Source organism: Bradyrhizobium sp. AUGA SZCCT0222 (genome assembly GCF_018130205.1).
GTDB lineage: Bacteria > Pseudomonadota > Alphaproteobacteria > Rhizobiales > Xanthobacteraceae > Bradyrhizobium.
On the sequence record NZ_JAFCLX010000002.1, the window covers coordinates 79,700 to 92,004 of the forward strand.

Sequence of the window (12,305 nt, forward strand, 5' to 3'; positions counted from 1 at the left end):
TGACATCTGATTGTTTTACTTCTGTCATGAATCGCAGCGAATCACGACAAAAATATGCGTGCGGCAGGAGTCTTGCGGGGCGATGCTGAGCGCGTCGGCGCTCTGCGCTTGAGGAATCGGTCTTGCCGGCGCCGATGGACGCCGCTGTCATAAAACTGTCATCAAAAGTTCAGGTCGCGATCAGTATTGCCGCTTGTATTCGTCAAGCCGAATACGGCAGTCGCGTTCTTGCCAATAATGAATTTGCAGAGATCAAGGGAGCAATTTTGCAGGTTGATCATGCTGCAAGTGGCTGGATCGGCCGGGAAGGAAGCCCTTGCAGGCTCTCACGCAGCCGACCGTCCGATCGCACTGGGACGTGAACCCATAAATTCAGAGTGGTCGGCGGACGTCCGCTTTGCTGCGCGTTTCGGACTCAAGTCGGACATCACGGCACTTCCGAGAAGTGGCCAACAACGGAAGTCGCATGCATTCGATTACTTCGTTGCAACCGGTCCCTGGCTGCTTTGGGTCATTCGGGCAGCCCGGCTTGCCGCAATCCTTCTTCGTATCGCAAAAGGTCTTCGGCCCGCCTAAAAGGGCCCAACACGTCTTTGAGAGTGGAAACACGTAGCGTGGGGTTCAGTCGCCGCAGCCGAGCCACTGCCTTATGTGCTTGCTCCGGCCGCCCGGCCATTGCATTGCTTGCGGCGGCGATCCGTAATCCAGGTTGATAGTCCGGATTGTCCTGCAATGCCATTGCCGCCCACGATGCCGCTTCGTCATAGCGGCCCAGGAAGAAATGTGCATTCGCGGTCCCGCTTGGCATTCTTAGCAGCGACGGATCAAGTGGGCTCAGGCGCATGGCACGCGCGAAGCGCTCGATCGCCGCTTCCGGCTCGCCGAGCCAGATTTTTACCCAGCCGCCGAAACTCCATGCCTCGGCCCAATTGGAATTGAGCACAAGCGCGCGATCGATCAAGCCAGCGCCCACCTCGAGATCGCGAACGACAAACGCTAGCGCCCACCCGCCGGAGGCGAGCGCGATCGGGTCATCCTTGCCCAACTCAACCGCCCGCTGAGCGAGCCTTGTCACCTCAGCAATCTCGTTCGGTGTGACTGAAATCCAGCCATTGGCCCTAGCTATGGCGTAGCAATGGGCGGCACGACCGTAGGCAGATGCAAAATCTGGGTCGAGCTCGATCGCGCTGTTGAACAGGCGTAATGCCTCTTCGTTCGCTTGCCTGCTTGCAACCTGATAAAACCTGGGCAACCCGCGTAAATAGAGGGCATAGGCGTCGAGACTCTCGGTCGGCTTGCGCTTGGCACGCTCGATCTCGGCTTTTTCCACCGCCGGCGCGATCGCCCCCACAACGCTCTCGGTCACCTGATCCTGCAGATTGAAGATGTCGCCGAGACCACCATCAAAACGTTCTGCCCAAAGATGTGCCCCAGTGGCGGCATCGACGAGCTGTCCCGTGATGCGCACCCGGTTTGCGGCCTTCCGAACGCTGCCTTCCAACACGTAGCGCACGCCAAGTTCGCGCCCGATCTGCTTCACGTCGACGGCGCGCCCCTTGTATGTGAAGCTCGAGTTGCGAGCGATGACGAACAGCGCCTTGAAATGAGATAGCGCTGTGATGATGTCATCTACCATCCCGTCCGCGAAATATTCCTGTTCCGGATCGGAGCTCAGGTTGGTGAAGGGGAGAACGGCGATCGAGGGTTTATTGGGCAGAGCAAGGGTCTCATCAACAGGCCAGCGGTTCGGCACGGCTGGCACGGTGCGACCGTATGGGACGCGCCAGACCCGCATCGGCTCGGCGATATTCTTCAAGGATTGCGAACCCAAATCCTCAAAACTTACATCTACCTTGCCACGAATTTGCCGACGAGCGTCGTCCGAGATGCTGATGCCGCCCGGCTCTGCCGTCCCTTCGAGACGCACTGCAATATTGACCCCGTCACCAAAGATATCGTTTTCTTCGATAATAATATCGCCGACGTGAATGCCGATGCGGAGTTCGATCTGCTTGCCGTGCGGCACGTCGATATTTTGTTCGGCCATGCCGCGTTGAATTTCGTCGGCACATCGGACGGCGTCGACCACGCTGGCGAACTCGGCAATAGCGCCGTCCCCGGTATTCTTGACGACGCGTCCGTGATGCTCAGCGATTTTGGGATCGAAGATCGTTCTTCTAAGCGCTTTCAGTCGCGCCAGCGTGCCCTCTTCGTCTATCCCTATCAAGCGGCAAGAGCCCGCGACATCCGCCGCCAGAATAGCTGCCAGCCGCCGCTCTACGTGCTCGCTGCTCAAGACGCACCCCCAAAGCTCGGGGAAGATTGACTGGGTGTATAGCAGAATTGTGGGCCGGCGTCCGGCTATGCCCATGTCCGAAACGGGTCAATCGCGTCGTTTTTTGCATGTCGGGCATGTCCGGTTGGCGGTTAGTCTTGGAAGTGCGCTCAGGTGCTCCCTGGCGCGACCTGCCCGCCAGCAAGGAGCCTGGGCAAACATCCCGCCGAAACGAAATCGCAAAGACTCGATCTGCTTCAGCCCGTTCCTCGCGCACGAAACTTGATCGATCGGTTCTTCAACAAGATCAAGCAATGTCGGTGTGTCGCGACCCGACACGACAAACTCGCGGCCAACAACTTAGCGTTCATGAACCTCGCATCGATCCGCAATTGGCTGCGCGTTAATGAGTCCGCGCCCTAATTACTTGCTATTCAGGTTGGATACCGAGTTCCTGGATGACCTTGCCTGCGGACGCATGCTCGGCATCGAGAAACCGCTTCGCGCCTGCAGGCGTCACCGCGTCACCAATGCCGACATCAAAGCCGAGGACGGGGGCGCGCTCCTGCACCTCCGGGGACTTTAATGCGCCCGCAATCTCGGAGCTGAGCTTCTGGATGATGTCGGTGGGCGTGCCAGCCGGCGCCATCAACATGAACCAGCCTTGCAGGTCGACGCTCTTCAACGTTTCCGCGATCGCCGGCACGTCCGGCAACGAGCCGATGCGCTTGCTGCCCGCAACGGCAACAGGTCGAAGCGTGCCCGCCGCGATGAAGGATTCTGCAATCGATGCGGCTTGTATCGTCACCTGGACCCGTCCCGTCATGCTGTCCTGCACCGCGTTCGTGGTCGTATTGTAGGGGACCAGAACGAAGCCGGTTCCGGCTTGCTTGTTGATCGATTGTGCGATCAGGCCCGAGAGGTTGCGCGGACCGTCGACCGCCATGCTCAGCGATCCCGGCGCCGACTTTTCCAGCGCGATCAATTCCGCGAGTGTCTTGGCCTTGACCTCGGGGTTGACGAGAACGACGTGGTTGCTTCGGGCCACCATGGCGACCGGCACAAAATCCTTCATCGGATCGTAGGGAAGCTTCTTGAACGTATAGGGGTTGGTGACAAGGGCTGCCGAAGTGGCAAACAGGAAGGTGTATCCATCGGGGGCGGCGCGGGCGACGGCCTGCGTGCCGACGAGGTTCGCGGCGCCTGGACGGTTCTCGACGACGAACTGCTGCCCGAGCGCCCGCGAGAGTTTGTCGGCGATCAGGCGACACAGCACATCCGGACTATTGCCCGCCGCCTGCGGCACCACGACCGACACGGGTCTTTGCGGCCATGATTGTGCGTACGCCGGACCCGAGAGGCAGAGCGCAATGCCGGTCAACAGCACGCGGCGGGATAGTTTTGGCATGGTGATCCTCCCTGAAATATTCGCCTGCGATTTCTGATCGCTTGAGGCGACGTCCTCCCGGACAAATGTCGGCGCGGGCTACCCGCTTCGATCAAATCTCGTCGGCGACGCCATTGCGCAGCACGCCAAGGCGATCGATTTCGACCTCGACAATGTCGCCCGGCTTCAACCAGAGCGGCGGGGTTCGCTTGGCGCCAACACCGCCGGGCGTCCCCGTTGCGATCACATCGCCCGGCTCGAGGCGCGTGAAGGACGAGCAGTATTCGATCTGCCGCGGGATATCGAAGATCATCTGGTCGATCGTCGCATCCTGGACGATCTGACCATTGACGCGGGTCTGCAGCCGCAGCGGCGCGACGTCGCCGAGTTCGTCCGGCGTCATCATCCAGGGACCGAAAGCACCGGTCTCCGGAAAGTTCTTGCCGGGCGTGAACTGATGCGTGTGGCGTTGAAAATCGCGCACGCTGCCTTCGTTGTAGCAGGCATAGCCGGCGATGTGGTTCCATGCGTCAGAACGCGCGATATGGCGTCCGGGCTTTCCGATGATGATCGCGAGTTCGCCTTCGAAGTCGAGATCGTGTGAGAGTTTTGGCCGGATGATGTTGGCGAGGTGCCCGGTCTGGCTGTTGGCAAACCGGCCGAACACGGTGGGGTTCTCGACTTCCGCGCGTCCGGTTTCCTTGCGGTGCATCTCGTAGTTCAGGCCGATGCAGAGAATCTTGTCGGGATTGGGAATGACCGGCAGCCAGGTGATGTCAGCCGTGGGGTAACGCTTTGCCGTGCGGATGGCGTCGCGCACCGCGGGCAATGCGTCGGCGGCGATCGCCGATTTGAGATCGGGGTAGCGATCCCTGAGCAGCGCGCCGACGTCAATCGCTTCCTCGCCCTCGATCACGCCCCAGGTGCGGCTGTTGCCGATCGTAAAACTTGCCAATTTCATTGTGATGTCCTCGCTCTGGAAACCGCGTCATGATGAAGAGTGTTTGTGCCTTCTAGCTGCAATCCCTGATGGATCATTGAAGCCGTCCCGCAAGCTCTGACAGCATCTTGCCGAGCGCGCCTTCGTCGTTGGCGACGCCGAAGACGTAGTGGTCCGGCCGGACGATCGCGGCCCGGCAGCCATGGCGGTCGAACCAGGCTGCGAGAACGCCATCTTCTTCAGCGACGGCGTCGTGCCCGGCCTGATCTGCCGCGTCAGCAGGACGGATTCGGATCAGTCGCATGCCAAGCCCGGTCAGATGCGCCCGCACATCAGCGGTCAGATCCGGCGCGTTGCGCTGGTCCAGCACAAGCCGCCACCCAACTCCTGTGACGCTATCAAGAAGTCGCCGCCCTTCTGCCGTTCTGATCCAGGGCTGCGGAAACAGCGTGCCGTGCGCCGGATGCAGCGGGAACGCCAGCAGGCCTTTCTGAAGCGGCGGGACAATCTCCTGGCGGGTGAAGGTGCGGGGAAGTCCGCCGCCTTCGGCAAGGATGCGTACGTCGCGCGCCTCGGCCGCGACGGGATCGCGCTCGCAAATCACGTGCCCGATCGCCTTGATCCGGGTGGTGAGTTGGCGAACATGCTCGCTTCGCTCCTCGCCATAGGTGTCGAGGAGCGTGGGGCCGGATTGTCCTTTGAGGACCCGATCAAGCTTCCAGACGAGATTTCCGACATCGCGAATGCCCTGGCACATGCCCTGGCCGATAAACGGCGGCTGCTGATGCGCGGCATCGCCGGCCAGGAAGATGCGGCCCCGCCGCCACTCCTCCGCAACGAGCGCATGAAACCGGTAGCTCGCCGCGCGCCACAGCGTGGCGTCATCAGGCCCGATCCATCGGCTGAGCAGCCGCCAGACTTGATCAGGCGCTTCCATCTCACGGGGATCTTCCCCCGGCAGCAGCATGATCTCGAAACGGCGATGATTGCCGGGGCCGACGATGAAGGACGTCGGCCGGGACGGATCGCAGAATTGCGCCGCCGTCTCCGGCAGCTTGCCGAGTGCGGCATCGTTGACCCGGAGATCGACGACAAGCCAGGGCTCGTCGAATACGAGGTCTTCGAAGGTTATGCCAAGCGTTTGCCGCGTTCCGCTCGAGGCGCCGTCGCACGCGATCATATAGTCGGCGGTGACCGAACGCGTTGCTCCCTTGTCGTCGCGCAGATGCAGCGTCACTCGGTCAGGCGATTGATCGAAGCCTGTGAGCTCTGTTCCGAGTTCGACGTCGACGCTGTCATAGGCCGCCGCGTGCGCGCGCAGCGCCGCCTCGACCGGCGGCTGCGTGAACACCATACTGGGGGTGTATCCAAGCGGATAAGGTTCGGGAACCATATCGATCCGGCGTATCAACTGGCCCTTGGCGCCGAAATGCTGCGAGGCAGGAAACGGTGCGATGTAGGGCAGCACGCGCTCTGCGGCGCCGAGATTATCAAGCAGGCGAAGGATCTCATGATCGATCGCGATCGCACGCGGCTTGTCGTAGACGTCGCGCTGACGGTCGATCGCCAGGGTACGGATATTCCTGTCTCCGAGCAGGCTGGCCGCGATGGCGCCTGACGGGCCGTGACCAACCACGACCACTTGGAAATCGCTCCGGTGCTGCTCTGATGAAAGCGTCACTCAGGACTCCAGTCGAGATTCTAAAGCGAAGCGGATCGGGCGGTTAAGCATCGGCGTAGAGCACGGCCGCCTGGGCCGTTTTGACGTGATCGGCCTTGGGAGGAGCGATGCCCCAGTGATCGGTCCTGCCCGGCGGCCAGATCCATTCCGACGGCCCGCGCACCACATAATTGTCGTCAACCTGCAGAACTTCGGCGGTGTATTCGATGACGATCCCGACCGGATCGATGAAGTAGGCGAAGACGTTGTCGCCCGGGCCGTGGCGGCCGACGCCCCAGGCGATTGGAAATCCGGCGTCGATCATGCGGCCCGAGCCCCGCATGACAGCTTCCAGGTTCGGCATCATGAAGGCGACGTGATTGAGTCCGTTCACGGCGGCATCGGCGATGACGATCGCATGGTGGTCGTCATTGCAGCGGACGAACGCCATGGCTTTGGTGCGATCCGTCAGGCGAAAGCCAAGCGCCCGCTGAAAGAACGCGGCCAAGCCGTCGACATCTGGAGCGTTGAGATTGACGTGAGCCAGTCTGGTCGGCCGGTTCGCGGACGGAAGAAATGCGCCGTGCCGCAGGTCTCCGTAAACGAAGCGCAGCACGCCGCCGCCGGGTGCCCGAATGGCCATGATCGTCCCGCCATCGGGACCCGGATTGTGAACGGGGCCGTGGAGCAGCGTCGCGCCCTGCTGCGGTGATGCCGCAGCGATCGAGTCGAACTCCCCATCGGAATCGAGTCGGAAGGTGACAGCCCTGAGCGCAGGGCGATCACCCTGCCGCAAGGCGACCACATGGTGATCGGTGCCGCTGGCCCGCAGATACGTGACGCCCTCGTGCCGCGTCACCAGATCAAGCCCCCAGACGGACGTGTAGAAATGCTCCGATCGGCTGATGTCAGGCGTTTCGAGATCGACGCTGCGCAATGCCGTGACGGGAAAATGGGTCATTCCGTAGCGTGCTCCCAAATCCGGGAAACGGTGAGCGTTGTCGCAAACAGCGTGGCTTTCGGTCCCGCTGGTCGTTTACTCGGTTCTCGGAGACTCCTAACCTATAGAAAATGTCCTTGGCAACCATAATTTATATATTTCGTACAAATACGAGAAAGTATATAAAGAGGAATCGGTCACCGAGTTGAGAACCGAAAGGAGAGTTTGGGCGTGGTCACCACATCAGCGCTTCGCTTGGCGTCGGTTACGCCATCCTCCACGCAAGCGAGCACGGTCTATGATCGGCTGAGGGAAGACCTGCTTTCCGGGAGGCTTGAGCCAGGCCGCAAGTTGCAGATGCGCTTCCTGACCGAGACGTATCAGACCAGCCAGACGCCTTTGCGCGAGGCGCTCAATCGCCTGACCGCCGATGGCCTGGTCGAATGCCGCGAACAGCGCGGGTTTTACGTCGCCGACATCAGCCGGAACGAATTGATTGAACTGACCAAGACCCGGTGCTGGGTCGAAAGCCTTGCGCTGCGGGAATCCATGGCGGCCTCGACGCCGCAATGGGAAGAGCTGCTGCTGCTCGCGGAGCATCGTCTCGCCAGGACGCCTCGTTCGCTCAAGTCAGAACATTTCGAAGACAATCCGGAGTGGGAAAGACTGCATCGCGTCTTCCACAGGACCCTGATCGGAAATTGTGGATCCCAGTCACTGATCGCATTTTGCGGACAACTTGCCGACCAGCTGTACCGGTATCGGCGCCTGTCGATCCAAAGGGCCTTTCCATCGAGGCACGTGAGCGACGAACATCAGGCGATCATGGCGGCCGTATTGAGCAAGGAGGCTGATGATGCCGTGGCCCTGCTCTCGGCACATTACAGGCAAACGGCTGAAGTCATTCTGCAAGATCAGCAGATATTCCGGGAATTGCAGAACGACGGCGAACGCGCATAGGCCGCGCGTCGTGCCCAGACGCTAGCCGCTGGCGCGAGGCTTCTCCCGCACGAGTTGGTTGCCCAACACCGATTCAAGCCTGCAGCTTTCTCTGCGCCATTTCCGCCGCAAGCAGGATCGCCGCATGTGCGGCGCCGATCCCCGCGATTCCCTTCCCGGCGATGTCGTAGGCCGTTCCGTGGGCCGGCGTACAAATCGGAAACGGAAAGCCGCCCAGCAGCGTCACGCCACGATCGAAGCCCATCAGCTTCATCGCGATCTGGCCCTGGTCATGATACATCGTCAGCACCGCATCGAATGCGCCGCCTTTGGCGCGGAGGAACACGGTATCCGCGGGAAACGGGCCTTCGGTCGCGATCCCGTCAGCGCGAGCCTGTTCTACCGCGGGACCGATCGCGTCGATCTCTTCCCGCCCGAAATTCCCGCCATCGCCGGCATGGGGGTTGAGGCCGGCGACCGCGATACGCGGACGCTTGAAACCGGCTGACCGCATCGAGGCATCCGTTAGCCGCAGCGCACGCAGGACGCGTTCCCTGGTGATGTGCGAAGCGACCTCTGCAAGCGGGATATGCGATGTAACGCGGGCATTCCAAAGCCCATCCAGCACGTTGAATTCGCTTGCCGGGCCGTCTAATCCGACCACGTCGGCCGAAAAGCTGATCTCGTCGTCATAGACGGGATGTGCAAGCCGCATGGCCTTCTTGTTGAAGGGCGTAAAGCAAACGGCGTCGGTCCGGCCATCACGTGCCATCGTCAGCGCTTGACGATAATTCGTCAGCGCAAACCGGCCGCCTTCGGCTGTCGCGGTGCTTCGCACGACCGATGCCGGATCGAGATGGCCGAGATCGATGAAAACCGGGGCCCGCTCTTCCTTCGAGAGATCGGCGTCGGGCGATGCGGTTACCAGGTCGAGCTTCACGCCGGCAACGCGCGCGCCGTCATCGAGGACGCGGCGGTCGCCGATGACGACGATCCGGGCCCGGGCCGCGACGTCATCGAGAGCAAGGAGCCGGGCCGTCAGTTCCGGGCTGATGCCGGCGGGGTCGCCCATCGCAAGCGCTATGATCGGTCTCATCAGGATCTCCCGGGCCTTAATCTAGGGTCAAATTGTTCTGTGCGACGATCATGGCTTCACCTCCGACCGCGGCATCATCCGGCCGATCGTTCGCCAGATTGTCGGCATCAGCAGCAGGGCCGCGCCAAGCAGGATCAGCGTTGTCACCAGCGGCTTGGCAAAAAATATTCCGAGCGAGCCCTTCGACATCAGCATGGATTGGCGAAATGCGTCTTCCGCCTTGTCGCCAATCACGATCGCGAGCACCAGCGGCGCCAGCGGATAATGAAGCTTCTTGAACAGATATCCGAGCACGCCGAACCCCATCATCAACATGACGTCGAGATAGGAATTGGAAACCGAATAGGCTCCGACGGTGCAGATGATGACGATCACAGGCGCAATGATGAAGAACGGCACGCGCATCAGCGCCGCGAAGATCGGCACCGTCAGCAGCACCAGCACCACGGCCACGACGTTGCCGAGATACATCGAGGCGATCAGTCCCCAGACGAAGTCCTTTTGCTCGACGAACAGCATCGGTCCGGGATTGAGTCCCCAGATCATCAGGCCGCCCATCATGACGGCCGCGGTCGCCGATCCCGGGATGCCCAGCGACAGCATCGGAAGCAGGGCGCTGGTGCCGGCGGCATGATCCGCGGCTTCCGGAGCGACGATGCCTTCCGGCTCGCCCTTGCCGAAATTCGCGCGCCGGGGCGAAAGACGCTTGGCAATGCCGTAGCTCATGAACGATGCCGCGGTCGGGCCTCCCGGCGTGATACCCATCCAGCAGCCGATCGCCGCGCTGCGCAGCAGTGCCCAGCCATGTTTCGGAAGACCCACGAGCGTACGGAAGACTTCGCGCCACTCCACCTTGGAGGAGATCGCCTTGACGTGAAATTCCTCTTCCACGGCAATCATCAACTCGCCGATCCCGAACAGGCCCATGACGGCGACCACGAAGCTGACGCCCTTGACCATCTCGTCGATGCCCATGGTGAGCCGCACGCTGCCGGAGACCGTATCGATCCCGACGGCCGCCAGGGCGAAGCCGATCGCGAGCGATACCAGCGTCTTGATCGGCGGCGAGCCGCCCATCCCGATGAAACTCGCAAACGCCAGAAAATAGACCGCGAAATATTCCGGCGGCCCGAAGGCCAGCGCCACTTGTGCGACCCATGACGCCGCAAGCGTAATCAGAACGACACCGGCGAGCGCGCCAAAGGCAGCCGAGCCAAACGCCGTCGCCAGCGCGGTGGTCGGCCTGCCGTCGCGCGCCATCGGATAGCCGTCGAACGTGGTCGCGACCGAGGATGGCTCGCCGGGAATGTTGAACAGGATTGATGTGACCGAGCCGCCGAACAAGGCGCCCCAATACATCGACGAGAGCAGGATGATGGCCGATACCGGCTGCATTCCGAAGGTGAGCGGCAGCAGCAGCGAAACGCCGTTGGGCGCGCCGAGGCCGGGCAACACGCCAACGAGAATGCCGAGCAGCACGCCGATCACCATCAGGAAAATATGATTGCCTGACAGCGCGATGCCAAAGCCGTGCATCAGGGCTTCGAGATTTTCCAACGAAGCGCTCCCCTAGAAGCCGAACCAGGTGCCGAGCGCGCCGCGCGGCAACGAGATCTGGAATGTCTTCTCGAACATCAGATAGAGCGCCAGCGCCGCGCCGATCGCGGCGGCCGCCGCAAGCAGCAGTGATCCGCGCTTGTTCCAGGCGATCGCACCAAAAATGTACAAGGCAGCAGCCACATACATCCCGATCAGCGGAATGACCCCGACAAAGACCGCCGCCGGGACGAACAGGATCGCCAATCGCCGGAGTTCGCTTGGACCCAGGATGACCGCGCGGGCGTGCAGCCATCCCTGCACGAGATTGAACAGGCTGCCGGCCAGGATGACGACGCCGACGATCAACGGAAAGGTGCCGGACTCGACGCCGGCTGTGGACCAACCGATGCCGTTGTCGAGGCTGGAGACGATCACGGCGGCGCCGAACGCCCCGGTGATGAGCGCCGTGGCCGCTTCCAGGCTGCGTCCAGAGACCATCGTCCGAACTCTAGTTGGAGATCAGCCAGCCTTCATCGGCGGCAACCTTGCGGGTGCGTTCGATATCTTCCTTGATGAACTTGTTGAAGGCGTCGCCGATCAGGAAAGTGTCGGTTTGCGACGTCCGCTCGATATATTCCTTCCATTCCGGCGTGGCCTGCACCTTCTTCATCAGATCGACATAGAAGGCGGCCTGATCGGCGGTTACCTTTCCCGGCAGCCACACCGTGCGCGGTTGCTGGAATTGCGGAATGGCCAGGCCGGATTCAACACAGGTCGGGATATCGTGCCAGTTCTGCGTTGCCGTGACCTTGGGTCCGTCGGGCAGGCGCTGCGGGCTGAAGGCGCACAGCGGACGCTGCGTGCTGCCCTTCCACTGTCCGATGCTTTCGCTGGGATTGTTGACGTGGGCGTCGATATGGCCGCCGGCCAGTTGCACCGCGGCCTCGGCGCCGCTCTTGAAGGGAATGTAGACGAATTTCACCTTGGCCGCCTTGTCGATCATGCGGGTGAGGGTTTCATCGGTGTCCTTTGACTGGGCGCCCCCCATCTTGACATCGCCCGGAGGCTTCGCGCCAACGGCTTTGATAAAATCCTGCACGTTCTGGTAGGGCGCGTCCTGCTTCACCCAGAGCAGGAATTCGTCCTGCACCATCGCGGCAATCGGCGTCAGGTCGGTGTAATTATAGGCGACCTTGGAGACCATCGGCTGGTTCCAGGCGTTCGATGTGCCGAACACGACCTTGTAGGGATCGCCGGCCATCGCCTTGGTGTAGGTGTAGCCTTCGGCGCCGCTGCCGCCAGCCTTGTTGACGACGACAATCGGCTGCTCGACCAGCTTGTATTTGGTAATGATGTTCTGCACAGCGCGCGCGAAATTGTCCGTGCCGCCGCCGGGGCCTGCCGTTGCAATGAATTCGATCGGCTTGGCCGGTTGCCACGCGGCATTCGCCGCTCCCGTGAGCCCAATGGCGAGGCCGAAGGCGATCGCAGCGAATGTCGGCTTCTGAGACATCTAGTCCTCCCGTGTA

11 protein-coding genes and 1 pseudogene are annotated in these 12,305 nt (G+C 61.6%); 3 read left to right on the forward strand and 9 right to left on the reverse strand.

Translation table 11 applies throughout. From position 1 onward, the window contains the following. Positions 1 to 122 precede the first annotated feature (122 nt). Positions 123 to 362: a hypothetical protein gene (locus tag JQ629_RS01805; RefSeq protein ID WP_212410752.1), complete on the forward strand. Its 240-nt coding sequence runs from the start codon at positions 123 to 125 to the stop codon at positions 360 to 362. Between the two features lie 149 nt (positions 363 to 511). On the opposite strand, the gene JQ629_RS01810 is transcribed toward JQ629_RS01805, so the two are convergent. After that, positions 512 to 2,296 (reverse strand): adenylate/guanylate cyclase domain-containing protein, encoded by a 1,785-nt coding sequence (locus tag JQ629_RS01810; protein WP_249134759.1) that lies wholly within the window; start codon positions 2,294 to 2,296, stop codon positions 512 to 514. Between the two features lie 172 nt (positions 2,297 to 2,468). Here JQ629_RS01810 and JQ629_RS01815 point away from each other — a divergent pair. After that, a pseudogene (locus JQ629_RS01815) lies at positions 2,469 to 2,698 on the forward strand (IS5/IS1182 family transposase); the annotation flags it as partial. Positions 2,699 to 2,705: 7 nt separating this feature from the next. Here the strand turns inward: JQ629_RS01815 and JQ629_RS01820 are convergent. From JQ629_RS01820 to JQ629_RS01835, 4 genes are all read right to left on the reverse strand, one after another. Beyond that, positions 2,706 to 3,683 carry a Bug family tripartite tricarboxylate transporter substrate binding protein gene (locus tag JQ629_RS01820; RefSeq protein ID WP_212410758.1) on the reverse strand — a complete coding sequence of 326 codons (978 nt, stop codon included), beginning with the start codon at positions 3,681 to 3,683 and terminating at the stop codon, positions 2,706 to 2,708. A 91-nt stretch (positions 3,684 to 3,774) separates the two neighbouring features. Further along, positions 3,775 to 4,623 carry a fumarylacetoacetate hydrolase family protein gene (locus JQ629_RS01825; protein ID WP_212410759.1) on the reverse strand — a complete coding sequence of 283 codons (849 nt, stop codon included), beginning with the start codon at positions 4,621 to 4,623 and terminating at the stop codon, positions 3,775 to 3,777. Positions 4,624 to 4,696: 73 nt separating this feature from the next. After that, entirely contained in the window at positions 4,697 to 6,283 is a 1,587-nt protein-coding gene (gene mhpA, locus JQ629_RS01830) for a bifunctional 3-(3-hydroxy-phenyl)propionate/3-hydroxycinnamic acid hydroxylase MhpA (protein ID WP_212410760.1), read from the reverse strand. Between the two features lie 43 nt (positions 6,284 to 6,326). Beyond that, positions 6,327 to 7,223 carry a VOC family protein gene (locus JQ629_RS01835; protein WP_212410761.1) on the reverse strand — a complete coding sequence of 299 codons (897 nt, stop codon included), beginning with the start codon at positions 7,221 to 7,223 and terminating at the stop codon, positions 6,327 to 6,329. Positions 7,224 to 7,433: 210 nt separating this feature from the next. Here JQ629_RS01835 and JQ629_RS01840 point away from each other — a divergent pair, with 210 nt between their 5' ends. Beyond that, positions 7,434 to 8,162 carry a GntR family transcriptional regulator gene (locus JQ629_RS01840; protein ID WP_349631198.1) on the forward strand — a complete coding sequence of 243 codons (729 nt, stop codon included), beginning with the start codon at positions 7,434 to 7,436 and terminating at the stop codon, positions 8,160 to 8,162. A gap of 73 nt (positions 8,163 to 8,235) precedes the next feature. Here the strand turns inward: JQ629_RS01840 and JQ629_RS01845 are convergent, their stop codons facing one another. The 4 genes from JQ629_RS01845 to JQ629_RS01860 are packed head-to-tail and all read right to left on the reverse strand — an operon-like array spanning position 8,236 to position 12,289. Further along, entirely contained in the window at positions 8,236 to 9,237 is a 1,002-nt protein-coding gene (locus tag JQ629_RS01845; RefSeq protein ID WP_212410762.1) for a 4-hydroxythreonine-4-phosphate dehydrogenase PdxA, read from the reverse strand. Positions 9,238 to 9,285: 48 nt separating this feature from the next. After that, on the reverse strand, positions 9,286 to 10,794 hold the full coding sequence (locus JQ629_RS01850) for a tripartite tricarboxylate transporter permease (protein WP_212267924.1): 1,509 nt from the start codon (positions 10,792 to 10,794) through the stop codon (positions 9,286 to 9,288). A 12-nt stretch (positions 10,795 to 10,806) separates the two neighbouring features. Continuing rightward, the gene (locus tag JQ629_RS01855) at positions 10,807 to 11,274 is read right to left on the reverse strand and encodes a tripartite tricarboxylate transporter TctB family protein (protein WP_212410763.1); all 468 of its coding nucleotides are present in this window, start codon (positions 11,272 to 11,274) and stop codon (positions 10,807 to 10,809) included. 10 nt (positions 11,275 to 11,284) lie between these two features. Continuing rightward, complete coding sequence (locus tag JQ629_RS01860) at positions 11,285 to 12,289, reverse strand: Bug family tripartite tricarboxylate transporter substrate binding protein (RefSeq protein ID WP_212410764.1); 1,005 nt, start codon at positions 12,287 to 12,289, stop codon at positions 11,285 to 11,287. Positions 12,290 to 12,305: the final 16 nt, after the last annotated feature.

What these genes read in the sequence shown, in the direction of transcription:
- JQ629_RS01845 (WP_212410762.1), bottom strand. Translation starts at nt 9,237, where the DNA reads ATGAGACCGATCATAGCGCTTGCGATGGGCGACCCCGCCGGCATCAGC.
- JQ629_RS01820 (WP_212410758.1), bottom strand. Translation starts at nt 3,683, where the DNA reads ATGCCAAAACTATCCCGCCGCGTGCTGTTGACCGGCATTGCGCTCTGC.
- JQ629_RS01860 (WP_212410764.1), bottom strand. Translation starts at nt 12,289, where the DNA reads ATGTCTCAGAAGCCGACATTCGCTGCGATCGCCTTCGGCCTCGCCATT.
- JQ629_RS01825 (WP_212410759.1), bottom strand. Translation starts at nt 4,623, where the DNA reads ATGAAATTGGCAAGTTTTACGATCGGCAACAGCCGCACCTGGGGCGTG.
- JQ629_RS01855 (WP_212410763.1), bottom strand. Translation starts at nt 11,274, where the DNA reads ATGGTCTCTGGACGCAGCCTGGAAGCGGCCACGGCGCTCATCACCGGG.
- JQ629_RS01835 (WP_212410761.1), bottom strand. Translation starts at nt 7,223, where the DNA reads ATGACCCATTTTCCCGTCACGGCATTGCGCAGCGTCGATCTCGAAACG.